Origin of the sequence: Kribbella capetownensis, assembly GCF_004331485.1 — a bacterium.
Classification (GTDB): domain Bacteria; phylum Actinomycetota; class Actinomycetes; order Propionibacteriales; family Kribbellaceae; genus Kribbella; species Kribbella capetownensis.
Window position 1 is genome coordinate 68,046 of the sequence record NZ_SJKD01000004.1, and the last position, 25,518, is coordinate 93,563.

Annotated in this window: 29 protein-coding genes; 24 read left to right on the top strand and 5 right to left on the bottom strand. The window is 69.0% G+C overall.

What is annotated here, in order from left to right:
• Window positions 1-38: 38 nt before the first annotated feature.
• Genes E0H75_RS18655 through E0H75_RS18665 form a run of 3 tightly spaced genes read left to right on the top strand, consistent with a single transcriptional unit; the run spans window position 39 to window position 2,400 of the window.
• Complete coding sequence (locus E0H75_RS18655) at window positions 39-683, top strand: VC0807 family protein (RefSeq protein WP_131514857.1); 645 nt, start codon at window positions 39-41, stop codon at window positions 681-683.
• Between the two features lie 44 nt (window positions 684-727).
• On the top strand, window positions 728-2,095 hold the full coding sequence (locus E0H75_RS18660) for a replication-associated recombination protein A (protein ID WP_131514858.1): 1,368 nt from the start codon (window positions 728-730) through the stop codon (window positions 2,093-2,095).
• A complete protein-coding gene (locus tag E0H75_RS18665) occupies window positions 2,092-2,400 on the top strand; it encodes a nuclear transport factor 2 family protein (protein ID WP_131514859.1) in 309 nt (102 codons plus the stop codon). The genes E0H75_RS18660 and E0H75_RS18665 overlap by 4 nt, the downstream gene beginning before the upstream one ends.
• 106 nt (window positions 2,401-2,506) lie before the next feature.
• On the opposite strand, the gene E0H75_RS18670 is transcribed toward E0H75_RS18665, so the two are convergent.
• Window positions 2,507-3,172: a hypothetical protein gene (locus E0H75_RS18670; protein ID WP_131514860.1), complete on the bottom strand. Its 666-nt coding sequence runs from the start codon at window positions 3,170-3,172 to the stop codon at window positions 2,507-2,509.
• Between the two features lie 131 nt (window positions 3,173-3,303).
• Here E0H75_RS18670 and E0H75_RS18675 point away from each other — a divergent pair, with 131 nt between their 5' ends.
• The 15 genes from E0H75_RS18675 (at window position 3,304) to E0H75_RS18745 (ending at window position 18,516) form a co-directional block, all read left to right on the top strand.
• Complete coding sequence (locus E0H75_RS18675) at window positions 3,304-3,726, top strand: DUF948 domain-containing protein (protein WP_131514861.1); 423 nt, start codon at window positions 3,304-3,306, stop codon at window positions 3,724-3,726.
• On the top strand, window positions 3,723-3,977 hold the full coding sequence (locus E0H75_RS18680) for a DUF6167 family protein (RefSeq protein WP_131353573.1): 255 nt from the start codon (window positions 3,723-3,725) through the stop codon (window positions 3,975-3,977). The genes E0H75_RS18675 and E0H75_RS18680 overlap by 4 nt, the downstream gene beginning before the upstream one ends.
• Before the next feature lie 5 nt (window positions 3,978-3,982).
• Window positions 3,983-6,652 carry an alanine--tRNA ligase gene (alaS, locus tag E0H75_RS18685; protein WP_131514862.1) on the top strand — a complete coding sequence of 890 codons (2,670 nt, stop codon included), beginning with the start codon at window positions 3,983-3,985 and terminating at the stop codon, window positions 6,650-6,652.
• 37 nt (window positions 6,653-6,689) lie between these two features.
• A complete protein-coding gene (ruvX, locus tag E0H75_RS18690) occupies window positions 6,690-7,148 on the top strand; it encodes a Holliday junction resolvase RuvX (protein WP_131353577.1) in 459 nt (152 codons plus the stop codon).
• Window positions 7,145-8,338 carry an endolytic transglycosylase MltG gene (gene mltG / locus E0H75_RS18695; RefSeq protein ID WP_131514863.1) on the top strand — a complete coding sequence of 398 codons (1,194 nt, stop codon included), beginning with the start codon at window positions 7,145-7,147 and terminating at the stop codon, window positions 8,336-8,338. Before ruvX ends, mltG begins: the two co-directional genes overlap by 4 nt.
• Entirely contained in the window at window positions 8,338-9,162 is an 825-nt protein-coding gene (locus tag E0H75_RS18700) for a shikimate dehydrogenase (RefSeq protein ID WP_131514864.1), read from the top strand. Before mltG ends, E0H75_RS18700 begins: the two co-directional genes overlap by 1 nt.
• Complete coding sequence (locus E0H75_RS18705) at window positions 9,149-10,618, top strand: FAD-binding oxidoreductase (RefSeq protein WP_131514865.1); 1,470 nt, start codon at window positions 9,149-9,151, stop codon at window positions 10,616-10,618. The genes E0H75_RS18700 and E0H75_RS18705 overlap by 14 nt, the downstream gene beginning before the upstream one ends.
• A 13-nt stretch (window positions 10,619-10,631) precedes the next feature.
• A complete protein-coding gene (locus tag E0H75_RS18710) occupies window positions 10,632-11,693 on the top strand; it encodes a DUF2330 domain-containing protein (RefSeq protein WP_131514866.1) in 1,062 nt (353 codons plus the stop codon).
• A gap of 11 nt (window positions 11,694-11,704) precedes the next feature.
• Window positions 11,705-12,412 carry a prepilin peptidase gene (locus E0H75_RS18715; protein ID WP_238163124.1) on the top strand — a complete coding sequence of 236 codons (708 nt, stop codon included), beginning with the start codon at window positions 11,705-11,707 and terminating at the stop codon, window positions 12,410-12,412.
• A gap of 88 nt (window positions 12,413-12,500) precedes the next feature.
• Window positions 12,501-14,099, top strand: coding sequence for an FAD-binding oxidoreductase (locus E0H75_RS18720; RefSeq protein WP_131514868.1), 1,599 nt, complete (start codon window positions 12,501-12,503; stop codon window positions 14,097-14,099).
• A gap of 147 nt (window positions 14,100-14,246) precedes the next feature.
• The gene (locus tag E0H75_RS18725; RefSeq protein ID WP_131514869.1) at window positions 14,247-14,447 is read left to right on the top strand and encodes a hypothetical protein; all 201 of its coding nucleotides are present in this window, start codon (window positions 14,247-14,249) and stop codon (window positions 14,445-14,447) included.
• Between the two features lie 76 nt (window positions 14,448-14,523).
• Window positions 14,524-15,729: a chorismate synthase gene (gene aroC, locus E0H75_RS18730; protein ID WP_131514870.1), complete on the top strand. Its 1,206-nt coding sequence runs from the start codon at window positions 14,524-14,526 to the stop codon at window positions 15,727-15,729.
• Window positions 15,726-16,226: a shikimate kinase gene (locus E0H75_RS18735; RefSeq protein WP_131514871.1), complete on the top strand. Its 501-nt coding sequence runs from the start codon at window positions 15,726-15,728 to the stop codon at window positions 16,224-16,226. The genes aroC and E0H75_RS18735 overlap by 4 nt, the downstream gene beginning before the upstream one ends.
• Window positions 16,223-17,323 (top strand): 3-dehydroquinate synthase, encoded by a 1,101-nt coding sequence (aroB, locus tag E0H75_RS18740; RefSeq protein ID WP_131514872.1) that lies wholly within the window; start codon window positions 16,223-16,225, stop codon window positions 17,321-17,323. Before E0H75_RS18735 ends, aroB begins: the two co-directional genes overlap by 4 nt.
• Window positions 17,324-17,421: 98 nt before the next feature.
• Window positions 17,422-18,516, top strand: coding sequence for a Gfo/Idh/MocA family protein (locus tag E0H75_RS18745; RefSeq protein WP_131514873.1), 1,095 nt, complete (start codon window positions 17,422-17,424; stop codon window positions 18,514-18,516).
• A 348-nt stretch (window positions 18,517-18,864) separates the two neighbouring features.
• Here the strand turns inward: E0H75_RS18745 and E0H75_RS18750 are convergent, their stop codons facing one another.
• Window positions 18,865-19,101 (bottom strand): hypothetical protein, encoded by a 237-nt coding sequence (locus E0H75_RS18750; protein WP_202873045.1) that lies wholly within the window; start codon window positions 19,099-19,101, stop codon window positions 18,865-18,867.
• Window positions 19,067-19,300: a hypothetical protein gene (locus E0H75_RS18755; protein ID WP_131514874.1), complete on the bottom strand. Its 234-nt coding sequence runs from the start codon at window positions 19,298-19,300 to the stop codon at window positions 19,067-19,069. The genes E0H75_RS18750 and E0H75_RS18755 overlap by 35 nt, the downstream gene beginning before the upstream one ends.
• A 48-nt stretch (window positions 19,301-19,348) precedes the next feature.
• Here E0H75_RS18755 and E0H75_RS18760 point away from each other — a divergent pair, with 48 nt between their 5' ends.
• The 4 genes from E0H75_RS18760 (at window position 19,349) to fxlM (ending at window position 22,628) form a co-directional block, all read left to right on the top strand.
• The gene (locus E0H75_RS18760) at window positions 19,349-19,954 is read left to right on the top strand and encodes a TetR/AcrR family transcriptional regulator (RefSeq protein ID WP_202873046.1); all 606 of its coding nucleotides are present in this window, start codon (window positions 19,349-19,351) and stop codon (window positions 19,952-19,954) included.
• Between the two features lie 5 nt (window positions 19,955-19,959).
• On the top strand, window positions 19,960-20,400 hold the full coding sequence (aroQ, locus tag E0H75_RS18765; RefSeq protein WP_165553916.1) for a type II 3-dehydroquinate dehydratase: 441 nt from the start codon (window positions 19,960-19,962) through the stop codon (window positions 20,398-20,400).
• 244 nt (window positions 20,401-20,644) lie between these two features.
• Complete coding sequence (locus tag E0H75_RS18770; protein WP_131514876.1) at window positions 20,645-21,313, top strand: helix-turn-helix transcriptional regulator; 669 nt, start codon at window positions 20,645-20,647, stop codon at window positions 21,311-21,313.
• A 100-nt stretch (window positions 21,314-21,413) separates the two neighbouring features.
• Window positions 21,414-22,628 carry a methyltransferase, FxLD system gene (gene fxlM, locus E0H75_RS18775; protein WP_131514877.1) on the top strand — a complete coding sequence of 405 codons (1,215 nt, stop codon included), beginning with the start codon at window positions 21,414-21,416 and terminating at the stop codon, window positions 22,626-22,628.
• Here fxlM and E0H75_RS18780 read toward each other — a convergent pair.
• Complete coding sequence (locus E0H75_RS18780) at window positions 22,612-23,310, bottom strand: hypothetical protein (protein WP_131514878.1); 699 nt, start codon at window positions 23,308-23,310, stop codon at window positions 22,612-22,614. The genes fxlM and E0H75_RS18780 overlap by 17 nt on opposite strands.
• Before the next feature lie 216 nt (window positions 23,311-23,526).
• On the opposite strand from E0H75_RS18780, the gene efp reads away from it, so the two are divergent.
• Both efp and nusB read left to right on the top strand, forming a co-directional pair.
• Window positions 23,527-24,090, top strand: a complete 564-nt coding sequence (gene efp, locus E0H75_RS18785) for an elongation factor P (protein WP_131353616.1) — start codon at window positions 23,527-23,529, stop codon at window positions 24,088-24,090.
• A 25-nt stretch (window positions 24,091-24,115) separates the two neighbouring features.
• Window positions 24,116-24,526, top strand: a complete 411-nt coding sequence (gene nusB, locus E0H75_RS18790) for a transcription antitermination factor NusB (protein WP_131514879.1) — start codon at window positions 24,116-24,118, stop codon at window positions 24,524-24,526.
• A gap of 280 nt (window positions 24,527-24,806) precedes the next feature.
• On the opposite strand, the gene bldD is transcribed toward nusB, so the two are convergent.
• Window positions 24,807-25,319 (bottom strand): transcriptional regulator BldD, encoded by a 513-nt coding sequence (gene bldD, locus E0H75_RS18795; protein WP_131353620.1) that lies wholly within the window; start codon window positions 25,317-25,319, stop codon window positions 24,807-24,809.
• Between the last annotated feature and the right edge of the window lie 199 nt (window positions 25,320-25,518).

Below are 25,518 nucleotides of genomic sequence, written 5' to 3' on the forward strand. Positions count from 1 at the left end.
CGATGCCGGGTGGCGGCCTGTTGGGCGAGTCTCAGGTCATGTCCTCCCGGTCCGGCCGCCCGTGGCTCCTCGTTCTCGACATCGCGATCCCCGTTGCGCTGTTCTACGGCCTCCGAGCCGCCGGCGTCAGCAACGTGACCGCGCTACTGATCAGCACCGTACCGGCGTTGGTCAGCTCGGTGGCCTCGCTGGTGCGCCAGCGTCGTGCCGACTTGGTAAGTACGGCGGTGATCTTCAGCCTGGTCGGGAGCGCGGTCATCGCGTGGCTCGGTGGGGATGCCCGCATCCTGCTCGTGCGCGGAGCGTGGATCAGCCTTCCGTTCGCCGGCGTGACGCTGTGGTCACTCAGGCATCCTCAGCCGCTCTGCTACACCTTCACCCGGGCGGTCATGCCGAGGCGGGCCGCCGTCATGGACCGCCTGTACGACGAGGACCCGCGCTTCCGGCTCGCCTGGCGCCGGATCACGGTGCTCTGGGGGATCTTCTCGATCATCGACGCGGTGCTCCGGGTCGTGCTCACGTACACACTGCCGCTGTCCGTCGTACCGGCGCTGGAGCCGATCATCACGGTGGCCACCATCGTGGCCCTGCAGGTCCCGACTCATGTGCTGCTTCGGCGCAGCGGGACCATTCACCTGGTCTTCGGCCCGCGGCGATTCGTGGACCAGCTGGAGCGCTCCTGACCTCGACGGATCCGAGTGTCGGTGCGGTTGGTTAGGCTCAGGGCGTGAGTGAAGGTCTGTTCGATCTGCCAGGCGCGCCTGCCCCTGCTCGTGGGGGTGGCAGCCTCGCCGACGTCGACCACACTGCCGCTCCGTTGGCCGTGCGGATGCGGCCGCGGAGTCTGGACGAGCTGGTGGGGCAGCAGCACTTGCTGGCGCCTGGATCACCGCTGAGGCGGCTGGTGGAAGGTGACCAGCCGATGTCGCTGCTGCTGTGGGGTCCTCCCGGCACGGGCAAGACGACGATCGCGGCGGTGGTGTCGCATCAGACCAACCGGAAGTTCGTCGAGCTGTCGGCCGTCACCGCAGGGGTCAAGGACGTCCGGCAGGTGATCGACGGCGCACGCCGTGAGCTCTCCAAGCCGTCGGGTTCAGTGGAGACGGTGCTGTTCATCGACGAGGTGCACCGGTTCACGAAGGCGCAGCAGGACGCGCTGCTGCCAGGTGTGGAGAACCGGTGGGTGACGCTCGTCGCCGCGACCACCGAGAACCCGTTCTTCTCCGTCATCTCTCCGCTGCTGTCGAGATCCTTGCTTCTCACCCTCGAGTCCCTCACCGACGACGACATCGCCGTACTGCTGGATCGGGCGCTGACCGACGAGCGCGGGCTGAACGCCGAGTTCGAGTTGGCCGAGGACTCGCGGGCGCACCTGCTCCGGATGGCTGGGGGAGATGCTCGCCGGGCGCTGACCTATCTGGAAGCTGCCGCCGGCGGTGCACGGGCCAAGGACGCCAAGATCATCGACCTGAAGACGTTGGAGACGGCGGTCGATCGGGCCGCGGTGCGGTACGACCGGGCCGGCGATCAGCACTACGACGTGGCGTCGGCGTTGATCAAGTCGATCCGTGGTTCGGACGTGGACGCGGCGATGCACTATCTGGCCCGGATGATCGAGGCCGGCGAGGACCCGCGGTTCATCGCGCGCAGGCTGGTGATCTCGGCGAGCGAGGACATCGGCATGGGCGACCCGACCGCCCTCGGTGTCGCGGTCGCCGCGGCCGACGCGGTGCAGTTGATTGGTATGCCGGAGGCGCGGATCAACCTCGCCCAGGCCGTTGTTGCGTTGGCCCTGGCACCGAAGTCCAACGCGGTCATCATGGCCGTCGACGCGGCCATCGCGGATGTGAAGGCGGGGAAGGTCGGCCCGGTCCCGCCGCATCTGCGCGACGCCCACTACGCCGGGGCGAAGAAGATCGGCCACGGCAGCTCGTACCAGTACTCGCACGACGACCCGCGCGGCATCGTCCCGCAGCAGTACGCGCCCGACGTGATCGACGGGACCGACTACTACAAACCCACCCGCCGTGGCGGTGAGGCGGCGTACGCGGATCGGGTCGCCAACATCCGCAAGATCCTGAGGGACCGCAAATGAGCCGGACCACCGAGCACGTGGACGCCTTCAACCACGCCGTCACCAGCGGCGACTGGGACACGTTCGCCCAGCGTTTCGCGGCCGACGCCGGGATGTCCTTCGTCGGCGTCCCGGCCGGACCGTTCGAGGGCCGTCCGGCGATCGCCGCGGCGTACCGGGAGAACCCTCCGACCGAGACGATGACGCTCGAAGGAGCGGACGACGACAACGTGAAGTTCCGTTGGGCCGGCGGCGACACCGGCACGATGGACCTGACCTGGGCACCCGACGGAACCGTGCAGGCACTCACTGTCAGCTTCGACTGAGTACGCGGGGGCCCGCTCAAGCGGATGAACCAGGTCGGTAGGCTGCTAGGCGACCTGGGGGTGAAAGGCTCTTCGTTGTGAGGCAGTACAACCCGCCCTTCGCTCGTCACCGAAAAACCGGAAGACCGCCCGCACTGAAGATCGCCGGAGTCGCGGCGATCGTGCTGGTGCTGACCGGCCTGCTGATCTTCGGGCCGTTCTCGTCACCTGACTCGACCAGCAGCACACCGTCGATCGCGGCGTCGTCGCCGAGCACCTCCACGAGTACGGCGTCCGAGTCACCGCACGGCGACGTCACCGGATACCGGCCGCACCTCGGGCCGGCCAGTCCCACGCAGGAGCCGACGGCGAACAAGGAGAAACTCGCCAACCCCGCTGCGGGTTGGTTCACTCCGACGCAGGCCGCGGCAACTCCCAGCGCACCGAAGCCGCCATGGTCACCATCAGCGTCGCCGCGGTCGACCTCGTCCGCGCCGACGATGCCGTCCTCGACCCAACCGCCAGGCCGGCCGACCAGCCCTGCACCGTCTGAGCCGTCCCCGACCCAGCCGAGCACACCGACCACACCGGCCCAACCGACCACACCAAGCCCGAGCACGCCGTCCCCGACCGATCCCGGCACCACGCCAACGGATCCGAGCACGACTCCGACGCAGCCGAGCGCCACTCCAACGGAGCCGAGCGCCACTCCAACGGAGCCGAGCCCCAGTACGCCGGAGCCCAGCACCACCCCGGCGGACCCGACGCCCAGTCCCTGACAGTGGCCACCCACACCGACCCCCGTTGACGCGGTTTGGTGGGCGACTGTGATGTGAGGGATGGTGTCCTGGAGCGGAGTGCGACTACGCCGCGCGATAAGGTCGGGCGGTCCACGTGGTCGCAACGGGAAGGTGGATCGTTTCCATGAGCGTCGGTGAAGTCGCCGGGTTGATAGCCGCCTGCGCGCTGCTCATCCTGGTGGGCCTGCTGGCCTATCCGATCCTGAAGCTGGGCAAGGTCTTCGACGAGACCCGGATCCTTGTGAAGGGCGTGTCCGACGAGACCGTCCCGCTGCTCGGCGAAGTGACCACCACCGTGTCCACCACGAACGCTCAGCTGGCCAAGGTCGACACCATCACCGACAACGCGACCACCGTGACCACCAACGCGGCCGCACTGATGTCGTTGTTCTCGGCCACCGCCGGCGGCCCGCTGGTGAAGGCGGCCGCGTTCACGTACGGCGTGCGCCGGGCCTTGGGCGAGAGCCAGCGCCGGGACGTGTCCCGGCGGGTGAAGGAAGAGATGAAAGCGGAGCGCAAGGCGCGCAAGCGAGGTGACGTCCGGTGAAGCGGATCTTCTGGTTGATCATCGGTATCGCCGTCGGTGTCTATGCGGTGACCCGGCTGAAGAAGCGGGCCCAGGTGCTCGCGCCGGAGGGCCTGCAGGAGTCCGCGGCCAAGCTGGCCTCGGCGGTCCGGCATTTCGGCGACCAGGTCCGCGAGGGCATGGCCGAGCGCGAGACGGAGCTGCGTGACGCGCTGGGCATCGACACCGCACCCAACCCAACTGACACGACGCAGCGTGAGGATTACCGGTAACACCCATGGAAACCAGTGAGATCAGGCGGCGGTTCTTGCAGTACTTCGAGGACCGGGGCCACACTGTGGTGCCGAGTGCGCCACTGCCGTCGCCGGACCCGAACCTGCTGTTCAACGTGGCCGGCATGGCCCAGTTCGTCCCGTACTTCGTCGGCCAGCAGACGCCGCCGTACCCGCGGGCGACCAGTGTGCAGAAGTGTGTCCGCACCCTCGACATCGACGAGGTCGGCAAGACCACCCGGCACGGCACGTTCTTCCAGATGAACGGCAACTTCTCCTTCGGCGACTACTTCAAGGAGAAGGCGATCGAGTACGCCTGGGACCTGGTCACCCGGCCGCAGAACGACGGCGGCTACGGCTTCGACGAGTCGGTCCTGTACGCGTCGGTGTACTACGACGACGACGAGGCGATCGACCTGTGGAAGCGGATCGCCGGCCTGCCCGACGACCGGATCGTCCGGCTCGGCATGAAGGACAACTTCTGGTCGATGGGCATCCCCGGCCCGTGCGGCCCGTGCTCGGAGATCCTGATCGACCGCGGCCCGGAGTTCGGCGCCGACCGGGACTGGGAGGCGGGCGACCGCTACCTGGAGTTCTGGAACCTGGTCTTCATGCAGAACATCCGCGGCGAGGGCGGCGGCAAGGACGGCTACGAGATCCTCGGTGAGCTGCCGAAGAAGAACATCGACACCGGCCTCGGCCTGGAGCGCGTCGCGTACCTGCTGCAGGGCGTCGACAACATGTACGAGATCGACGAGATCTACCCCGTCATCGAGCGGGCCGCCGACCTGAGCGGCCGCAAGTACGGCGCCGACCACGTCGACGACGTGCGGTTCCGGGTGGTCGCCGACCACGTCCGCAGCGCGATGATGCTGATCGGCGACGGCGTGAACCCCGGCAACGAGCAGGGCGGCTACGTACTGCGCCGGCTGCTCCGCCGCGCGATCCGTTCGATGCGCCTGCTCGGCTACGAGGACCCGAGCCTGGTCGAGCTGCTGCCGGTCAGCCTCGAGCAGATGAAGAAGTCGTACCCCGAGCTGGAGCCCGACTTCGGCCGGATCAGCCAGGTCGCGTACGCCGAGGAGGAGGCGTTCCGGCGTACTCTCACGGCCGGGACGAGCATCTTCGACGTCGCCGTGCGCGAGACCAAGGCCGGCGGTGCGCACCAGCTCGAAGGCTCGAAGGCGTTCCAGCTGCACGACACCTACGGCTTCCCGATCGACCTGACCATCGAGATGGCCGCCGAGCAGGGCCTGCAGGTCGACACCGAGGGCTTCAAGTCCCTGATGAAGGAGCAGCGCGAGCGGGCCAAGGCGGACGCGCGCGCGAAGAAGGCCGGTCACGCGGACACCTCGGGCTACCGGGAGCTGCGCGAGAAGGGCGTCACCGAGTTCACCGGGTACCAGGAGCTGTCCACCGACTCCCAGGTCCGCGGCCTGCTGCGTGAGGGCGTCGTCTCCGACGCCGCCGAGCAGGGCGAGACCGTCGAGGTCGTGCTGGAGAAGACGCCCTTCTATGCCGAGTCCGGTGGCCAGATCGCCGATGAGGGCCTGATCGTCGCCGACGGCGTGAAGCTGAAGGTGCTCGACGTCCAGCGGCCGGTCAAGGGCCTGATCGTGCACAAGGTCGAGGTGGTCGAGGGAGTACTGCGGCCCGGCCAGGACGTGCACGCCGAGGTCGACCACGAGTGGCGCGTCTCCGCCTGCCAGGCACACTCCGGCACGCACGTCGTGCACGCGGCGCTGCGCCAGGTGCTCGGCCCGAACGCGCTGCAGAGCGGTTCGTACAACAAGCCCGGCTACCTGCGGCTCGACTTCGCCTGGTCGTCGGCGCTGGACCAGTCCACCCGGACCGAGATCGAAGAGGTCGCAAACCTCGCCGTCCGCCAGGACCTCCCGGTGTCCGCGCAGTACATGTCGCTGCCGGAAGCCCGGGACTGGGGTGCGCTGGCGCTGTTCGGCGAGACGTACGACGAGTCGGTCCGCGTCGTCGAGATCGGCGGCCCCTGGTCGCGTGAGCTCTGCGGTGGCACGCACGTCAAGCACTCGTCGCAGGTCGGTGCGCTGACCATCACCAGCGAGGCGTCGGTCGGTGCCGGTGTGCGCCGGCTGGAGGCGTTCGTCGGCATGGAAGCGCTGCACTACCTCGGCCGCGAGCGCGCACTGATCCGGCTGCTCAGCGAGAACCTGAAGACCCGCCCGGAGGAGCTGCCCGCGAAGGTGGCGGACCTGTCCGAGCGGCTGCGGGCCGCGGAGAAGGAGCTCGAGCGGGTCCGGGCCGGCCAGGTCCTGGCCGCCGGCGCCGAGCTCGCCGCGAACCCGAAGGACGTCTTCGGAGTCCAGTACGTCGGCCATCGCGCGCCGGACGGCGTGAACGGCGGCGACCTGCGCAAGCTGGCGCTGGACGTGCGCGGCCGGATGCCGGCCGACAAGCCGGCGGTCATCGCCATCCTGAGCGTGAACGACGGCAAGCCCGGTGTGGTGATCGCCCTGAACGACACCGCCCGCGAGTGGCGGCTGAAGGCGGGCGACCTGGTCCGGGTCGCGGCCGAGAAGCTGGGCGGTCGCGGCGGCGGCAAGGACGATGTCGCGCAGGGTGGCGGCACCGATCCGTCGGGTGCCGAGGACGCGCTGAGCGCGGTGGAACACACCGTCGGCCAGCTGGTCACGGGTTGACCCTGATGGTCCGATCGGCACACCCGGGGGCTCGCTGATGCGCCGGGGCGTGCGGCTCGCGCTGGATATCGGCGACGCCAGGATCGGCGTCGCCAGCAGCGATCCGCACGGAATCCTGGCCACTCCGGTGGAGACGGTCCGCCGTGGCCCCGGCGATCTGGATAGGATCGCGGCACTCGCCGCCGAACTGGAGGCGGTCGAGATCGTGGTCGGTCTGCCCCGCTCCCTGTCCGGGGGCGAGGGGCCGGCGGCGGTGAAGATCCGGGAGACGGCGGAACAGGTGCGAGACAAGGTGCGGGAGGGGAACTCGGGGCCGGAGGTGCGGCTGGTGGACGAGCGGTTCACCACGGTGACGGCCGAGCGGATGCTGCGCGAACGGGGAAAGAAGGGTTCCAAGCGACGCGCGGTGGTCGACCAGGCCGCGGCGGTCGTGATTCTGCAACACGCGCTCGACCTCGAGCGCGAGTCCGGCAACCCGCCCGGGAGGCCCCTGTGAACAGACCATCGCTGGACGAAGATCTGAACGAGAGCGAAGACCTGGGCTCCGGTCTCGGACTGCGGCCGGAGAGCCGGGTCGAGCGCCGGGCGAACCGCCGCAAGGCCCGCGCCCGCCGCGGGTTCGGCTGCTTCGCCGGACTGATCTCGCTGCTGGTCGTCGGCTCGCTGGTGGCCGGCGCTGTGATCGGTTTCGGCAAGGGCAAGGACGCGCTCGAGCAGATGTTCGCCGCGCCGGACTACACCGGCGAAGGCACCGGTTCCGTGGTCGTCGAGATCACCCAGGGCCAGAGTTCGCAGTCGATCGCGGACACACTGGAGAAGAAGGGTGTGGTGAAGAGTGCCCGCGCCTTCGAGCGGGCCGCCCGCGACGATCCGCGGTCGCGTCAGGTGCAGGCCGGGACGTACACCCTGCACAAGGAGATGTCGGCCAAGGCCGCCCTCGAACTGATGCTGAATCCGGCCAAGTCGATCCTGATCACCCGGATCAGCTTCCGCTCCGGCCAGACCAAGGCCGAGGTCAGCGACACCCTGCAGAAGTCCAAGCTCAAGCTGCCGGCCGGCGCCGCCGCGGCGGCGATGGCCAAGCCCGCCGCGCTCGGCCTGCCGGCGTACGCGAAGTACAACCCCGAGGGCTTCCTGTACCCGGGCACGTACGACATCCCGAAGGGTGCGACGGCGTACACGATCCTCAAGCTGATGACGGCGCAGTACGCGAAGAACGCGGCCGCGCTGGACCTGGTGAAGACCGCCCAGCGCAAGAAGCTCGATCCGTACCAGGCGGTCATCGTGGCCAGCATCATCGGTGCCGAGACGAACCGGCCGCAGGACTACGCGAAGGTCGCACGGGTGATCTACAACCGGCTGCAGGCCGGCAAGATGCTGCAGATGGACTCGACCATCCACTACGTGGTCGGCCGGGACGGCGGGGTGTTCACGTCGTCCGAGCAGCGCGAAATCGACTCGCCGTACAACACGTACAAGGTGAAGGGGCTGCCGCCGACGCCGATCAACTCGCCGACCAAGGACACGCTGCGGGCGGCGATCAACCCGGCGGCGGGCTCGTGGATGTACTTCACGTTGGTCAACCTGGACACCGGCGAGACCGCGTTCGCGAGCTCGGCGGACGAACACCTGCAGAACGTGAAGAAGCTGCAGACCTGGTGCGCGGCGCACAAGGGCCGGTGCTGATGACCCGTTGTGCCGTGCTCGGTTCGCCGATTGCGCACTCGCTGTCGCCGGCGATGCACCGGGCCGCGTACGCCGGGCTCGGCCTGGACTGGGGGTACGACGCCTTCGAGATCGGGGAAGACGAGTTGCGCGGTTTCGTCGCGTCACTCGGGGACGACGTGCGCGGGCTGTCCTTGACGATGCCGCTGAAGCGCGTCGCGCTGGACCTGGTCGACACGGTCGACCCGGTCGCGGAGCTGATTGGTGCGGCGAACACGATGCTGTTCGAGCCGGATGGCTCCCGCTCGGCGCACAACACCGACGTCCCCGGACTGGTGAACGCGTTCGCCGAGCGTGGGATCACCGCCGCGGAATCGGCCGTCGTGCTCGGTGGCGGCGCGACCGCCGCATCCACGCTGGCCGCCTTGCGTGGGTTGACGGTCAGCGAGGTGACGGTCGTCGTACGCGACCTCTCCACGGCCGAGCGGCTGCTGGACCTCGCGGCCGAGCTCGGACTGAAGACCTCGGTCGCGGACTTCTCGCAGGTCGAGCAGATCGGCGGGTTCGACCTGTGCGTCTCGACGCTGCCGGGCGGCGCCGTCGACCCGTGGGCCTACCACTTCGCGGGTGTTGCGCCGGTGGTGTTCGACGTGGCGTACCACCCGTGGCCGACACAGCTCGCGATCGCGGCGCACCGGATCGGTACAGAGCTGTTGAACGGCCTTGATCTCCTCGTGCATCAGGCGGTCCTCCAGGTGGAGATGATGACCGGTAGGTCGCCCGCACCACTGGCGGCCATGAGGTCCGCTGCCCGTGAGGAGCTCGACGATCGTGAGCCAGCTTGACCGCCGGACGGTACTGAAGGCAGGCGGTGTTCTCGCCGCCGCCGCGCTGACCAGCTGCACCGACACCAAGGACGCCAGTGCCGGCGCCTCGAACGGCCTCACGGTGGCCGCCCCGAACTGGAACAGCCTCGCTCATTCGCTGACCGGCCGCGTGTACCTTCCCGCGTCCTCCGGGTACGCCGCCTCGCACCAACTCTTCAACCCACGCTGGGACTCCGTCCAGCCGGCCTGCGTGGTCAAGGCAGCGAACGCCACGGACGTACAGAAGTCGATCCTGTTCGCCCGCAACAACAAGCTCGCCCTGGTCCCGAAGGGCGGCGGGCACTCGTATGTCGGCGCGTCCACCATCAGCAAGGGCCTGATGCTCGACCTCGGTGCGATGCGCGGGATGAGCTACGCGAACGGCATCCTCACCGTCGGCGCCGGAGCACGCCTGTACGACGTGCACGCGTTCCTGGACAAGTACGGACGCTCACTGCCGACGGGGACCTGTCCGACGGTCGGCGTCGCGGGGCTGGCCCTCGGTGGCGGGATGGGGATCCACACACGGACCTTCGGCCTGACCTGTGACCGGATCGTCTCGATGGGCGTGATCACGGCCGACGGCAAGGCGCACAACGTCAGCGCGACCGTCGATCCCGATCTGTTCTGGGCGCTGCGGGGGAGTGGCGGCGGGAACCTCGGCGTGGTCACGTCGTTCCGGATGGCCACGATTCCGGCCACCAAGATCGGATTCTTCCGGCTGACCTGGCCGGAGTCGAAGGCGGCGGCTGTGGTCAGCGGCTGGCAGAAGTTCGCCCAGACCGCGCCGGTCACCTCCTGGGGCAACCTGCACATCGATGCCCGGAGCAACGGAACGCTGTCGATCCATGTGCTCGGGATCTCCACCACCGGCAACGCGTCGGCCGCAGCCGCGCAGCTGGAGTCGTTCGTGGGGTCGAAGGCAACGGTCCGGTCGATCACCGTGAAGACGCACCTGGAGGCGGTGAAGTACCTCGGTGGCGGGACCACCAGCCCGCGATCCGGGTTCCTGGCCGGGTCCGACGTAGTCAAGGGGCCGATGGATGCGGCGACGATCACCGCGCTGCTCGGTGCCGTGAAGGCGGCCGCGCGGGCCAAGACGCCGGCGTCGGCGATCATCGACCCACTCGGTGGGCAGGCGGCCAAGCAGCCGGCCGGTGGTGCGTCCTGGCCGTGGCGGTCCGCGCTCGGCGTGATCCAGTGGTACTCCGGGACGGCGGCGCATCCGAGTACGGCGCAGTTGCGGATCGCGCAGACCTTCGTCAGCAACGGGCATCGCGCGGTCCAGAAGTTCTCGGCCGGCGGCTACGTGAACTACGTCGAGACCGGCCGTTCCGTGAGCACGTACTACGCTGCGAGCCTTGCCCGGCTGCAGACGGTCAAGCAGAAATACGACCCGGCGAACTTCTTCCACACTGCTTACACCCTCGGCTAGCTACTCTCCCGCCATGAGATTGTGGCGGGTTCTCGCAGGAATGCTGGCGGCCGGATTCGTTGCGGCGGGCGTGACTCCCGCCTGGGCGTGCGCCTGCGGCGGCTACTTACCCGACGCCCAGTCACAGGCCCGAGCGTACGGCGAGCATGCCCTGGTCCGGCACGACGCGGGCACCGAGCAGATCACCTTGTCGATGGCAATCAACGGTTCGTCGAAGAAGGCGGCCTGGATCATGCCTGTGCCGGCGGCGGCGAAGGTCGAACTCGGCGACCCCGACCTGTTCTACCGGCTGAACCGGATGACCCGTCCGAAGGTCGTCGAGCGCAAGACCTACTGGCCGTTCCGGAACCTCGGGATCATGGCAGGTGGTGACACCGCCGGTGCCGCCGCGCCCGGGTCCGGGGTGGACGTGCGCGAGCAGATGGTGCTCGGTCCGTTCCAGGTCGTCCGGCTCGGCGGATCGACCGGGTCCGCGGTGACGGACTGGCTGCGCACGACCGGGTACGTCGTACCGGCCGGGCTGGCCGCGAACCTGACGCCGTACCTCAGCGAGGGCTGGGAGATCGTTGCCGTGAAGCTCGCACCCAAGACCGGCGGCGAGAGGATCAGTGGCGAGACGCCGCCGCTGCGGTTGACGTTCGCGTCGGACCGGATCGTCTACCCGATGCGGCTGAGCAAGGGCGCATCAACCGCGCAGACGGTCACGGTGTACGTCGCCTCGGCGCATCGCGTGGACGCGACGAAGCTGCCGGATGCGGACGTGCGGCCGGAGCTGCTCTACGCCGGCCGCGTCCAGGACGATGCGATGGAGGCGCCGGCCGACTTCCTCACGGCGTACGCGGTCACCTATCGCGACCCGAGCAAGATCACCAGCGACTTCACCTTCGACCGGGCGGCGACCGATGACGAGTTCCAGCGGATCGAGTACGTCACCCGCAACGACGGTCTGCTGAGCACGATCGGCGTGCTCCTCGGCGGCGTACTGCTGATCGGCGCCGCTGCGGCGGTGATCGCGCGGGTGCTGGTGCGGCGGTCGTCCACAGACCGTCCGGGGCGGCCGACCGACATCGTCTAGGCTCCTGCATCGTGCCGGCTGACAACGCGTTGCTCGCCGCAGGGGCCGGTGTCGTCCTCTGCGGACCGGCCGCGTTCGTGCTCGGTCCCTGGCTGATGCGGCGAATCCCCGAGCCGTTGCTCGAGGAAGGCGATACCAAGATCCCGTACGCCGACCTGGCCGTGGCGCGGGCGGCGTACTGGTGTGGCGCGCTGGCGGCCGTGTCCGGTGGGCTGCTCGGGTGGATGCTCGGGATCACCGCGGTGTTGCCGGCCTGGCTGTTGATGGCGATCTCCGGCGCGGTGCTCGGCTACATCGACGCGAGGACGCGGTACCTGCCGTCGGCGATCATCTGGCCGTCGTACGCCGTGGTCGGCGTCGCGCTGATCGGTGCCTCGGCGGGATCGGGGGACTGGGGTGCGTTACGCCGGGCCGTGATCGCGGGCGTGATCGGGTTCGCGGTGTTCTACGTGCTGTGGTTCGTGTTTCCGAGTGGGGTCGGATTCGGTGACGTCCGGTTGTCCGGGCTGCTCGGGCTGCCGCTCGGGTGGCTCGGGTGGGGAGAGTTCATCAGCGGGTTGTACGGCGGATTCTTCATCGGTGCCCTGGTCGGGATCGCGCTGATCGCGGCGCGCGTGATGAAGCGCAAGCAGATGGTCCCGTTCGGTCCGTTCATGCTGATCGGCGCGCTCGGCGGCGTACTGCTCGGCGGTCCGCTGGAGCAGTTGTACGTCGGATAGCTGAGGCGCCGGGTCCGCCAGATGGCTGATGTGTGCGCAGCGGGCTCCTTTCTAGGCTCGAAGCAATCGATCTCTGGGGAGGAAACACATGCCAGTCACTCGTCGAAGCCTGTTGGCCGGGACCGCCGTCGCCGGCGCCGCACTCGCCGTTCCCGGGACCGCGTCCGCCGCGGTCGCCGGTGGTGTCGCGAGCGGTGCCGGCAAGGGTGAGAAGATCCGGCCGAGCGACGCGCGGTACCAGGACCTGGTACAGCGCGGCACGAACCGGCGGTTCGTCGGCAAGCCCGAGTACGCGCGCGTGATCCGGTCGACCGAGGACGCCGTCGACGCCGTGCAGGACGCCGTCCGGTCCGGCAAGCGGATCGCGGTCCGCGGCGGTGGGCACTGCTTCGAGGACTTCGTGGACAGCAGCGACATCGAGGTGCTGCTGGACATGTCGACGTACGACGAAGTCACGTTCGACACCCGCTACCGGGCCTTCTCGATCGGCGCGGGCGCGACGCTCGAGACCGTCTACAAGGAACTGTTCTACGGCTGGGGCGTGACCGTGCCCGGCGGTGGCTGCCTCGGCGTCGGGGTCGGCGGTCACTTCAGCGGTGGCGGGTACGGACCGCTGTCGCGCAAGTACGGATCCGTCGTGGACCACCTGTACGGCGTGGAGGTCGTGGTCGTGGACGCACACGGCCGGGCCCGCTCGGTGGTCGCCACGCGCGACAACGCCTACAAGGACCTGTGGTGGGCGCACACCGGCGGTGGCGGCGGGAACTTCGGTGTCGTCACCCGCTACCTGATGCGCACCAACGGCGCGTCCGGGCGGGAGCCGTCCGAGTCGTTGCCCAAGGCACCGGCCGCGCTGCTGTCCAGCCTGATCGTGTACGACTGGAAGACGATCGGGCAGGCCGGGTTCGTCCGGGCGCTGCGCAACTTCTTCGACTTCTACGAGAAGAACAACACCGCCGACTCGCCGTACGCGACGCTCTACAGCCCGCTGATCCTCACCACCTCGGCCGCTGGGAACTTCCTGCTGTCGACGCAGCTCGACGCGGCGGTGCCGAACGCCGCGGGGCTGATGAAGGCGTTCAACGCCGCGATGATCGAGGGCCTGGACTCCAAGCCGCAGATTGTCGAGGTCGGCGCAGGCCCGTTCCTGCACACCACCATGCAGAGGTCGATCGCGGATACGCCGGCGCCGGGGCGCGGCAAGTACAAGGCGGGCTACCTGCGGAAGGGCTTCACCGACGCGCAGCTCATCACGCTGTACAAGGGCTTGACGGATCCGTCGTACAACGGGCCCGACTCGTCGGTGCTGTTCGTGCCGTACGGCGGCAAGGTGAACACCGTGCCGTCCGGCGCGACCGCGACGGCCCAGCGCAACGTCATGTGCAAGATGGTGGCCACCGCGACGTGGAACGACCCGGCCGAGGACGCCAAGCAGCTCGCCTGGGTGCGGAAGCTGTACGCCGATGTCTACCGCGACACCGGCGGTGTGCCGGTGCCGAACGAGACCAACGCCGGGTCGTACATCAACTACCCGGACACGGATCTGGCCGATCCGGCGTACAACAAGTCCGGTGTGCCGTGGCACGACCTGTACTACCTCGGGAACTACCCGCGGCTGCAGCAGCTCAAGGCGAAGTGGGACCCGCGCAACGTCTTCCACCACAAGCTGTCGATCGAAGCCCCCTGACTCACCACCCCGGGGAACGCAGCCATGTCAGAACCTGGCGATGGTGGTGTCAGCGCTACCCCCAAGACGGGTTCCAAGGCCCGTTTGCCGGCGCCGTCCGGCTTCTACGGTCGTTGGTAGGACACAACGATCGCCGAGGAGCGCATGATGACCCCCGCATTCCGTCGTACCGCCGGGCGCCTGGCCGTGGCGGCGCTGGCCACCACCGCCCTGGCCGGCGCCGCGATCACCGGCGGTCAAGCAGCCACCACCTCCACCTCCTGCGACACCTCCGCCATCGTCAAAACCGTCGACCTCGTCCTCTCCGTCCGAGACGGCCTGACCCAAGAACCCGACACCTGCCACTGAGTTGCTCAATCCGTTCGGGGACGGGGCGGATGAGACCGGGGTCTGAGGGTTGGGATGGGCGTGGGAGGATTGCGGCATGCTGCGCTGGCTTACCGCCGGCGAGTCGCACGGACAAGCGCTCGTCGCCGTACTCGAAGGTCTTCCCGCTGGTGTTCAGGTCACGACTGATGACGTGGCCGACGCCTTGGCTCGTCGTCGGCTGGGGTACGGCCGCGGCGCCCGGATGAAGTTCGAGCGGGACGAGGTGACGTTCGTCGGCGGGTTCCGGCACGGTCTGAGCCTGGGCAGCCCGGTCGCGATCCAGGTCGGCAACACCGAGTGGCCGAAGTGGGAGCAGGTGATGAGCCCGGACCCGGTCGACCAGGCCACGCTGGCGGACCTGGCCCGGAACGCGCCGCTGACCCGCCCGCGCCCCGGCCACGCGGATCTGGCCGGCATGCAGAAGTACGGCTTCGACGAGGCCCGCCCGGTGCTCGAGCGGGCCAGCGCCCGCGAGACCGCGGCCCGGGTCGCGCTCGGCGAGGTCGCGGCCCGGTTCCTCCGGCAGGCGTACGGCGTGACGATCGTCAGCCACGTGGTCGAGCTCGGCACCGTCAAGGCGCCGTACGGCGTGATCCCGGCGTACGACGATGTCGCGAAGCTGGACGCGGACCCGGTGCGCTGCCTGGACGCGGACGCGAGCAAGGCGATGGTGGCCGAGATCGACGCCGCGCAGAAGGCCGGCGACACGCTCGGCGGCGTGGTCGAGGTGGTCGTGGACGGCCTCCCGCCCGGCCTCGGCAGCTACGTGCACTGGGACCGCCGGCTGGACTCCAAGCTGGCCGGTGCGCTGATGGGCATCCAGGCGATCAAGGGCGTCGAGCTCGGCGACGGCTTCGAGCTGGCCCGTACGCCGGGCTCGCAGGCGCACGACGAGATCGTCGCCGAGGACGGCATGGTCCGCCGGACCAGCGGCCGCTCCGGCGGCACCGAGGGCGGCATGAGCACCGGCGAGACGCTGCGGGTGCGCGCCGCGATGAAGCCGATCGCGACCGTGCCGCGGGCGCTGCGCACGATCGACACCAGCACCGGCGAGGCCGCGGCCGCGCATCACCAGCGTTCCGACGTCTGCGCCGTACCGGCCGCTGGCATCGTGGCGGAGGCGATGGTGGCGCTGGTCCTGGCCGAGGTCGCGCTGGAGAAGTTCGGCGGCGACTCGGTGGCCGAGTCCTCGCGCAACCACAAGTCGTACCTGGCGAGCCTGCCGTCGACCATCACGCCGCGGGAGTGGGCAGAGCAGTGAGTCCGGTTGTCGTTCTCGTCGGCCCGCCTGGTTCGGGCAAGTCGACCATCGCCGCGTTGCTCGCCGAGCGGCTGAAGACCACCCACCGCGACACCGACACCGATGTCGCGGCGGACGCGGGCAAGCCGATCTCGGACATCTTCGTCGACGAGGGCGAGCCGCACTTCCGAGCGCTCGAGCGGGCCGCGATCGTTGCCGCGCTGCAGTCCGGCGGCGAGGTGCTGTCGCTCGGTGGCGGCGCGATCCTCGACGCCGACACCCGCGCCGACCTCGCCGGCCACAACGTCGTCTTCCTCGACGTCAGCCTCGGCGAAGCGGCCAAGCGGGTCGGCCTCGGCGTGGCCCGTCCACTGCTGCTCGGCAACGTCCGCACCCAGCTGCGCAACCTGATGGAAGCGCGTCGCCCGCTGTACGGCGAGGTCGCCAAGCTGACCGTGCTGACCGACGACAAGACCCCGGAGCAGATCGCCGACGAGATCCAGGAGCAGCTCGGATGACCGCTGAGCCGACCAGGATCCGGGTCGCCGCGGCAGCGCCGTACGACGTTGTCATCGGCAACAATCTGCTCGGTGAGCTGCCGGGGCTGCTGGGCGAGGGCGTGCAGCGGGTCGCCGTGATCCACCCGCGCGCGCTGCGGACGAGTGGCGACGCGATCCGCGACGACCTGACCGGCTCCGGGTACACGGCCCACGCGATCGAGATCCCGGACGCCGAGGATGCGAAGACCGCGGAGGTGCTGGCCTACTGCTGGTCGGTGCTCGGGCAGGCCGGGTTTACCCGCTCGGACGCGATCGTCAGCATCGGCGGCGGTACAACGACTGACCTGGCCGGCTTCGTTGCGGCGACCTGGCTGCGCGGCGTGACGGTCGTGCACATTCCGACCACTCTGCTCGGCATGGTTGACGCGGCCGTGGGTGGCAAGACCGGCATCAACACAGCCGAGGGCAAGAACCTGGTCGGCGCGTTCTGGGAGCCGGCCGGCGTGCTGTGCGACCTGGCCGCGCTCGAGACCCTGCCCCGCAACGACTACGTCAGTGGTCTCGCCGAGGTGGTGAAGTGCGGGTTCATCGCGGACCCGGTGATCCTCGACCTGGTGGAGAAGGACCCGGCCGGCGCCGCGGGCCCGTCGTACGACGCGACCGAGGAACTGATCGCGCGGTCGATCCAGGTGAAGGCGGACACGGTCGGTGCGGATCTGCGCGAGCGGACCACGACGGCCGGGCGAGCGATCGGCCGGGAGGCGCTGAACTACGGGCACACACTCGGCCACGCGATCGAGCGCGTCGAGCGGTACAAGTGGCGGCACGGCGCCGCGATCAGCATCGGCATGGTGTTCGTCGCCGAGCTGGCCCGCGCGGCCGGTCGTCTCGACGACGCCACGGCCGACCGGCATCGCGCCGTACTCGAGTCGCTGGGACTGCCGGTGACGTACCGCGCCGACGCCTGGCCGCACCTGCAGGACGCGATGAAGCTCGACAAGAAGACCCGGGCCGACAGGCTCCGCTTCGTCGTCCTGGACGCGTTGGCCCGGCCGACGATCCTCGAGGCGCCCGACCCCAGCCTGCTGATCGCCGCGTACGCCGAAGTCAGCTGAGCGGCCGGAACCGGTCAACGCGCGGGTCCGAGTTGTACATCGGTGGAATCCGTCCGAGGATTTTGGAAAAGGCTTTCCAGCTTCCCGAAGGGCACTCTATGTCTGACCGCAAGCACCGGATCGCAATCGTCGGCACCGGCGGGATCGCTCGCTCCCACGCGCGCGCGGTCACCTCCCACCCGGACCGCGCCGAGCTCGTCGCGGCCGTCGACGTCGACCTGGATCGGGCCAAGGAGTTCGCGGCCGCGTGGGACATCCCCGCGGTGTATCCGAGCCTGACCGAGCTGCTCGCGGCCGGGGGAGTCGACCTGGTCCATCTGTGTACGCCGCCGAACTCGCACGTGCCGTTGGCGGTGGAGTGTCTGGCGGCGGGCGTCGACGTGTTCATGGAGAAGCCGCCGACGCTGTCGCTGGACGAGCTCGACGAACTGATCGACGCGGAGGCCAAGTCGTCCGCGCAGGTCGCCTGCGTGTTCCAGCACCGGTTCGGGTCCGGGGCGGTGCGGTTGCGGCGGCTCGCGGACGAGGGTGTCCTCGGCCGGCCATTGGTTGCCCTGTGCAACACCGTTTGGTACCGGGACGACGCGTACTTCGCCGTACCGTGGCGCGGGACGTTCGAGGTCGAGGGCGGGGGGCCGACGATGGGGCACGGGATCCACCAGTTCGATCTGCTGCTGTCGATCCTCGGACCCTGGCAGAAGGTGACCGCGCTGGCCGCCCGGCAGGCGCGCCCCACGCAGACCGAGGACGTCTCGATGGCACTCGTGACGTTCGAGAACGGCGCTGTCGCGTCGGTCGTGAACTCGCTGGTGTCAGCACGGCAGACCTCACAACTGCGCTTCGACTACGAGAACGCGACGGTCGAGCTCGAGCACCTCTACGGCTACAAGGACGAGAACTGGTCCGTCACGCCGGCGCCCGGCCAGGAGGCGGTCGCCACCGCCTGGTCCGCCGATGCCGTCGACGTACCGAGCGGCCATGCCGCCCAGTACGCCGCCGTCCTGGATGCCCTGACGTCCGGCGCCCCCACGCCGGTCACACTGGCCGAGGCGCGCAACACCCTCGAGCTCGCGGCCGCCATCTACGCCTCGTCCTTCACCGACAAGCCGGTCTATCGCGGTGAGCTGCTCCAAGGCACGCCGTACGCCAGCCGCATGGGCGGACCCGGCGCACCTTGGAGCTCGACGCCCTAGGTGACTCTGTGCACGGGTCAACCACCTGAGCGACCCTTGGGTGGTTGATCGGTGCACAAGGTCGGTCGGCCTTGTCGGCGCATCGGGTTGATGCGCTACTCGGAAACAAGTTGCCGTCGGGCGGCGAAAAGTTTCCGAGCAATGGGCGGGCGAGGAGCTGGCGTCCGGAGTGGGAGACCGCCGGTGGTCCGTTCGGCGGGTGGGACTGTGAACACCTTCTGGTGACCGTGTACAGGTCATGCCGTGTCCGCGGTCACCAGATCCTGTCCGAGGCCCCCGGCGACCGAGCGGCTGTACCCCATCGCCACCCCCAGGGTTGGTGTGCTCATACCCGGGAGAGTCCGGCTGTCAGGCCTCGGTTCCCTCCAGCTGCGACGGAAGGTCGCGGCAGTGCAGCACGTCCAATCTCGACACCGCTGTGGTCAGGATGACGTAGAGACGGTTCAGGCCGCGCGGCTCGGCCTCGATGATGGTGGCCGGCTCGACCGCGATGACGTGGTCGTACTCGAGTCCCTTGGCCAGGCTCGCCGGAACCATCGCGACCCGGCCGTCACCGTCCGGCGCGGTCGTCTCGATGCCATCCACGCGGAGCGCTTCCGCGAGTGACTCGAGCTCCGCGTCCGCGGGCGAGCGTCTTGAGGTAGAAGCCGAGGCGCTCGGCCGTGTACCGGTCGCCCCAGGTGTCCTCGCCGATCACCACGTTCTCCCGGGCGCCGGCCACCATCCGCCGCAGTGCCTCCCGGCACCGCTCGGCGTACGCGCGCTCGTCGTCGAGGTCCTGCATCGCCCTCCTAGAAAACCTTAACCCGGTCAATCTTTTGTCCAAGTTAACATGATCCCTGTGACCGGACTCAGGGAGCGGAAGAAGCAGCAGACGTACGACGCGCTGTCGCAGGCGGCGATCGCGTTGTTCCTCGAGCACGGCTTCGACGAGGTCTCGGTCGCGGACATCGCGGCGGCGGTCGAGGTCTCCAAGCCGACGCTGTTCAAGTACTTCGCGACCAAGCAGGACCTGGTGCTGCACCGGATCGCCGATCACCAGCACGAGGCCGCGCGGGTCGTCGAGGCCGCCGAGGGGTCGCCGATCGACGCGCTGCATCGGCACTTCCTGGCCGGGCTGGAGCGGCGCGATCCGGTCACCGGGCTGAACGACGTACCTCAGGTGCTCGCGTATCACCGTCTCGTCTTCACCACGCCGGCGCTGTCGACGCGGATGCACGAGTTCATGGACGAGGACGAGCGTGCGCTGGCAGAGGCGCTCGGGGGAGACGCGACGGCCGAGTTGACGGCTGCCCAGGTCGTGGCGGTCCAGAGGGTGCTGGCCCGGCGCAACTGGTCGGCCATTCATGCCGGCAGTTCCGCCGCGGATCGCTACCCGGCGGCGGTCGCGGAAGCCGACGCAGCCTTCGCCAGGCTGACCACTAGGGTGGAGCCGTGACTGACGTGAGTGGGCGGCGGGTGCTGGTACTGAACGGGCCGAACCTCGGGCGGCTCGGGTCGCGCGAGCCCGACGTGTACGGCGCCACGACGTTCGCCGACCTGGTGGCCGACTGCGAGAAGACCGGCGCCGAACTCGGGCTGGACGTCGAGGTGCGGCAGACCGACGACGAGGCCGAACTGGTCCACTGGCTGCACGAGGCGGCCGACGGCAAGATCCCCGTGGTGCTGAACCCGGCGGCCTTCACCCACTACTCCTACGCCCTGCGCGACGCCTGCTCGCAGCGCACGGCGCCCCTGATCGAGATCCACCTGACCAACCCCGCCACTCGCGAGGAGTTCCGCCACACCAGCGTCGTCGCGGGCGTGGCCACCGGCACCATCGCCGGATTCGGCGCCGATTCCTACCGCCTCGCGCTGCGCGCGATCACCTCTCTCACCGCCTGATTCGAACCAAAGTGCCCTTTCGGGCATCTAGGGAGTGTGGGGCCGGCCGGGGGCGGCGACGCGGCCAAGAGATCAGGCTGAGATGCCGCTGAAATGTGGATGCCTCACGCTGGGGATCGGGTCGTGTTGTGGCCGTCACCAGTTCTTAAGGCTGGCTGAAGGCCAGGGGGCACGATCGGATTCGACGATCTTGGGGGTTCGTGTGATCCGTTCCGTTCATCAACGCTCTGGGGGAGTGACGAGTATGACGACGCAACACCGTATTCCGGTCTGGGTGAAAGCGCTGGATCCGCTGTCGCAGTTCGGGCTCGTGCATGCGCTCAGGCAGCGGCCGGAGGTTGCGCTGATCAACGAGACCGACCTGGCCGCGCTGCACAGCCAGTCGACCGACCAGCGCACCGCCCCGCCAGCGGTTGCCCTGATCGCCGTCGACTCGCTGGACACGGCCGCGGTCCAGGTGCTCCGGTCCGCCATCCAGCGGGGGTGTCGCCGTACCGTGCTGATCGGCAGCGTGATCGACGACGACGCGCTGATGACCGCGGTCGAACTGGGGGTGTCCGGCGTACTCCGGCGGACCGAGGCGACGGCCGACCGCATCGTGCACCTGGTGCAGTCCGCGGCCGCGGGTGACGGCAGCCTGCCACCCGATCTGCTCGGCCGCTTGCTCGGTCAGGTGTCGCGGATGCAGCGGCACGTGGTCGCACCCCGCGGGCTGTCGCACTCCGGGCTGTCGGACCGCGAGACGCAGGTACTGCGCCTGGTGGCCGACGGCAAGGACACCCAGGAGATCGCCCGGGAGCTGTCCTACTCCGAGCGGACGGTGAAGAACGTCCTGCACGACGTCACCAGCCGCCTGCAACTGCGGAACCGCTCGCACGCCGTCGCCTACGCCCTCCGTGCGGGCCTGATTTAGCTGTGATGTCCAGGACAACCTCCCTGGACATCACAACTAGCGCAGTACAGCCGATCGGGCGGCCCCGCTGCCCGAGGTGGCCCGCGACTACGCTGGATGCATGACCGATCAGCGCAGCGACGCGGCCCAGGCCGATGCGCTGCGGGCCGCGCTGACCCGCCATCTGGTTGCCGAAGGCACCATTCGGGACGAGCGGGTGGCGGCGGCCTTCGCGGCGGTGCCGCGGCACCTGTTCGTTCCGCAGAGCAGCCTCGACATCGCGTACGCCGACGACGTCGTACTGATGAAGCGCAACGCGGCCGGGGTGGTGATCAGTTCGGTGTCGCAGCCGAGCATCGTCGCGCTGATGCTGGAGCAGGCCGATGTCCGTCCCGGCGATCGCGTGCTGGAGATCGGTTCCGGCGGCTACAACGCCGCGCTGCTGCGTGAACTGGCCGGGCCGAAAGGCGCCGTGACCACGGTCGACATCGACCCCGAGGTCACCGATCGGGCCCGGGTCGTGCTCGACGACGCCGGGTACGGCGACGTCCGGGTGGTCGAGGCCGATGGGGAGTTCGGCGTGCCGGAGGACGCGCCGTACGACCGGATCGTGGTGACCGTGACGGCCTGGGACATCGCGCCGGCCTGGAGCGACCAGCTCGGCGCCGGCGGCCGGATCGTCGTACCGCTGCGGTTGCGGGGGCAGACGCGGTCGATCGCGTTCGATCGGGTGGATGAGCATCTGGAGAGCCGGTCGACGACGCCGTGCGGTTTCGTTTCCATGCAGGGAGCGGGCGCGAACTACGAGCGACTGATCTCGATCTGGGGCGACGCGGCGAGCGTGAGCTTCGACGAGGATCAGGTGCCGGAGGAGCACCCGTTCGACGGGGTCCTGGACCAGCCGCGCGAGCAAGTCTGGTCAGGCGTCGTGGTCAACCGCGAGGAGCAACTGTCGGACCTCCAGCTCTGGCTGGCCAGCACCCTGCCCGGGTACTGCGTTCTGTCCGCGGAGCGATCGCTGCAGGAGGAAGGCGTGGTCACGCCATCGCCGCACTGGGGAGCGGCAGCGGTGGCGACCGGCGACAGCGTCGCGTATCTGACGTCGTGTCCGGCCCGGCGGCGGCCGGAGTCGCACATGGAACTCGGGGTGAACGGCCACGGCCCGGACGCGGACGACCTGATCGATCGGCTGATCGACCAGGTGCGGATCTGGAACCGGCGGCTCCGGCACGGTCCCGGGCCGCGCTACCGGATCGACGCGGCGGGCACCGAACTGCCCGCCGGTTTCCACATCGACCGGCGGCACAGCAGCGTCACCGTCAACTGGCCGGAGTAGTTCCGGGGCGCGCTGCGTTCCGGACCGTCTCCCAGAGCTCGTCGATGTCCGAACGGTCATCGGGCTCCGGCTTGTCGACCCAGCCGCTGGCCCAGGTCTCCTCGCCGCGGTCCAGGTCGAAGATCGACTCGGCGAACGCGGCCGAGCCGATGTACCGGGTGTCCTCGTCGGCCTCAGCCTCAGGCTCAGGGGTCTTCGGCGCCGGCTTGTTCTGCGCCGGTTTGCTCTGGGTCCCCGTGGGCTTGGTGCCGGCCGGAGCGACCAGGGAGCGGGCGTAGTCCTGGGCTTCGAGCAGGCCCATGTCCAATTCGTCGGAGAGCAGCCGGACCGCGCCCACCTCGTGGCCCGCCGTCATCAACTCCCGCACCCGGGTGTCCACATCCTGCCGGGGAGCCTTCTGACGCTGCTGGAACTGGATCTGCGGGTACGGAGCCGGCGGCTGGTACTGCTGCGGCTGGACGGGCTGTGCAGGCTGGGCGTACTGCGCGTACTTCGGCCCGAGCTCGAGCGGCGGGCCGCCGTTCTTCTGCACCTCGGCCTGGATCCGGTTGATCACCGCCTGGACGCGGGCGTTCGGCGTACCGCTTCCCTTGCTCTGCTGCTTGGCCTTGGCGACCAGGCTGACGATGATCATGATCACGACGAAGATCGCGAACTCCACGGCTGACCTCCCGGTCGTCACGTCCGGAAGCCAAGCCTACGGGTCGACGGGGGCCGCCCACATTACGCCGCGACCACGGAATCGGAGGATGCCGGCTGTGACCGCTACAATCCACTGCTAGAGCGCGTCCGGGAACTCAGCGCCTACTGCGCGGCACTCCGCCGAGTAGCTGCTCGCGACGGCGCTGAGTCCCCGGACGCACTCTGACCGCTGATCGATTTCGAAGGGCATACCCGCGTGGCAACGACGAACGACCTCAAGAACGGCATGGTGCTCGACCTGGACGGGCAGCTGTGGTCCGTGGTCTGGTTCCAGCACCACAAGCCGGGCAAGGGCGGCGCCGTGGTCCGGACGAAGCTGAAGAACGTGCTGTCCGGCAAGGTGGTCGACAAGACGTTCAACGCCGACGTCAAGGTCGAGGTGGCCCAGGTCGACAAGCGCGACATGACCTATCTCTACAACGACGGCTCGGCGTACGTCTTCATGGACAAGTCCACCTACGACCAGCTGCAGATCCAGCCCGAGGTGGTCGGCGACGCCTCCCACTTCCTGCTGGAGAACCAGGACGCCATCGTGGCGGTGCACGACGACCTGCCGCTGTACGTCGAGCTCCCGGCCTCGGTCGAGCTCACGGTCGAGTACACCGAGCCGGGTCTGCAGGGCGACCGCTCCAGCGGCGGCACCAAGCCGGCCAAGCTGGAGACCGGCTACGACATCCAGGTCCCGCTGTTCCTGACCACCGGCGAGAAGGTCAAGGTCGACACCCGCACCGGGGACTACCTCGGCCGCGTCACCTCCTGACGTTCGAGAGAGCTGACAACAGAACATGTCTGCCCGTAGCAAGGCCCGTAAACGCGCACTCGACGTGCTGTTCGAGTCCGAGGTCAGGGGGCTGCCGGTCGGCGGCACCCTGGCCGACCGGGTGGCGGACAACGACCCGCCGGTGAACGAGTTCACCGTGGCGCTGGTCGAGGGTGTCGCGAAGCACATCGACGTGATCGACGACCTGCTCCAGACGCACTCGGTGGGCTGGTCGCTGGACCGGATGCCCGCGGTCGATCGCAACATCCTGCGGATCGGCACCTACGAGCTGCTGTTCGACGACCAGGTGCCGGATGTGGTCGCAGTGAGCGAAGCGGTCGCGATGGCGCGCGACCTGTCGACGGACGAGTCGCCGGCGTTCGTGAACGGCCTGCTGGCAAGACTGCTGCAGTTGAAGCCCACTCTGGGCGTCTGACCGAGGAACGAGGGGGGCGAGCCCTGCCGGGAATCGGGGCCCGGTGACCGTCTCGGTACGGTCCCGGGCCGGCTTGGCGTCCCCGTGGTGTGGCGCGGGGGGAACGGCCCCGGCCTGGTGCGGCGGATGAGGTGGTGCCCGCCACTGGTCCTGCATTTTGCGGTATTGCGTTCTCGGTACTGCGTTCCTGCCTCTTCTGGTCGAGCCCGGCCCCGGAAGGGAGCGGGCGGGCGGCCGCGGGCCAGCTGCTACGAGCCCCGACCGTCTCTCACGCCTCGCTTCAGGCGCCGGCTACCTCGGACTCCTCGACGTCGCCCTTCGCCTCCGGGTTCAGAACTCCCCAGGAGATGAAGCGCTCGGTCAGAGTCGTCGGCGACTCGTCGTAGATCACCGCGAGCGTGCGCATGTCGTCCTGACGGATCGACAGCACCTTGCCGTTGTAGTCCCCGCGCTGAGCCTGGATCGTGGCCGCGTACCGCGTCAGCGGACCGGCCTCACTCGCGTCGAGGTGTTGCAGAGCCTCCAGGTCGAGGATCAACCGGGGCGGAGCGGCAGCCGCAGCGGCCGCGCTGGCGGAACCAGGCAGCAGTTCACGGATCGGCACGCCGTAGAAATCGGCGAGCTCCGCGAGCTTCTGGACCGTGACGGCTCGATCGCCGCGCTCGTACGAGCCGACGACGACCGCCTTCCAGCGACCCTTGGACTTCTCTTCCACGCCATGCAGCGACAGTCCCTGCTGCTGGCGGATGGCACGTAGCTTGCCACCCAGTGTCTTCGCGTATTCGCTAGGCACGCTGGTTCTTCCCTCCGACTAGTTTCGTCTAGTCCGGCCCGCCGGAACGGGCCGGTCGGTGAAACCCCCCTCGATTACACAGAGTAACAATATTCCGGGCCAGAGGCCAGCGTCAAGACGGCGTGTCACATCCGATACCATGTCAAGCGGTCCGAACGTCCTTTAAAGACCCGTCCAGAGAGGCGGGAAAGGAGGAACG

Excerpts from the sequence above, each read along its gene's own strand:
- fxlM (WP_131514877.1), top strand. The coding sequence starts at position 21,414 with ATGACCGATCAGCGCAGCGACGCGGCCCAGGCCGATGCGCTGCGGGCC.
- aroB (WP_131514872.1), top strand. The coding sequence starts at position 16,223 with ATGACCGCTGAGCCGACCAGGATCCGGGTCGCCGCGGCAGCGCCGTAC.
- E0H75_RS18760 (WP_202873046.1), top strand. The coding sequence starts at position 19,349 with ATGATCCCTGTGACCGGACTCAGGGAGCGGAAGAAGCAGCAGACGTAC.
- E0H75_RS18770 (WP_131514876.1), top strand. The coding sequence starts at position 20,645 with ATGACGACGCAACACCGTATTCCGGTCTGGGTGAAAGCGCTGGATCCG.
- E0H75_RS18720 (WP_131514868.1), top strand. The coding sequence starts at position 12,501 with ATGCCAGTCACTCGTCGAAGCCTGTTGGCCGGGACCGCCGTCGCCGGC.
- ruvX (WP_131353577.1), top strand. The coding sequence starts at position 6,690 with ATGCGCCGGGGCGTGCGGCTCGCGCTGGATATCGGCGACGCCAGGATC.
- E0H75_RS18710 (WP_131514866.1), top strand. The coding sequence starts at position 10,632 with ATGAGATTGTGGCGGGTTCTCGCAGGAATGCTGGCGGCCGGATTCGTT.
- E0H75_RS18725 (WP_131514869.1), top strand. The coding sequence starts at position 14,247 with ATGACCCCCGCATTCCGTCGTACCGCCGGGCGCCTGGCCGTGGCGGCG.
- E0H75_RS18700 (WP_131514864.1), top strand. The coding sequence starts at position 8,338 with ATGACCCGTTGTGCCGTGCTCGGTTCGCCGATTGCGCACTCGCTGTCG.
- aroC (WP_131514870.1), top strand. The coding sequence starts at position 14,524 with ATGCTGCGCTGGCTTACCGCCGGCGAGTCGCACGGACAAGCGCTCGTC.
- E0H75_RS18655 (WP_131514857.1), top strand. The coding sequence starts at position 39 with ATGTCCTCCCGGTCCGGCCGCCCGTGGCTCCTCGTTCTCGACATCGCG.
- E0H75_RS18745 (WP_131514873.1), top strand. The coding sequence starts at position 17,422 with ATGTCTGACCGCAAGCACCGGATCGCAATCGTCGGCACCGGCGGGATC.
- nusB (WP_131514879.1), top strand. The coding sequence starts at position 24,116 with ATGTCTGCCCGTAGCAAGGCCCGTAAACGCGCACTCGACGTGCTGTTC.
- E0H75_RS18665 (WP_131514859.1), top strand. The coding sequence starts at position 2,092 with ATGAGCCGGACCACCGAGCACGTGGACGCCTTCAACCACGCCGTCACC.
- alaS (WP_131514862.1), top strand. The coding sequence starts at position 3,983 with ATGGAAACCAGTGAGATCAGGCGGCGGTTCTTGCAGTACTTCGAGGAC.
- E0H75_RS18755 (WP_131514874.1), bottom strand. The coding sequence starts at position 19,300 with ATGCAGGACCTCGACGACGAGCGCGCGTACGCCGAGCGGTGCCGGGAG.
- E0H75_RS18675 (WP_131514861.1), top strand. The coding sequence starts at position 3,304 with ATGAGCGTCGGTGAAGTCGCCGGGTTGATAGCCGCCTGCGCGCTGCTC.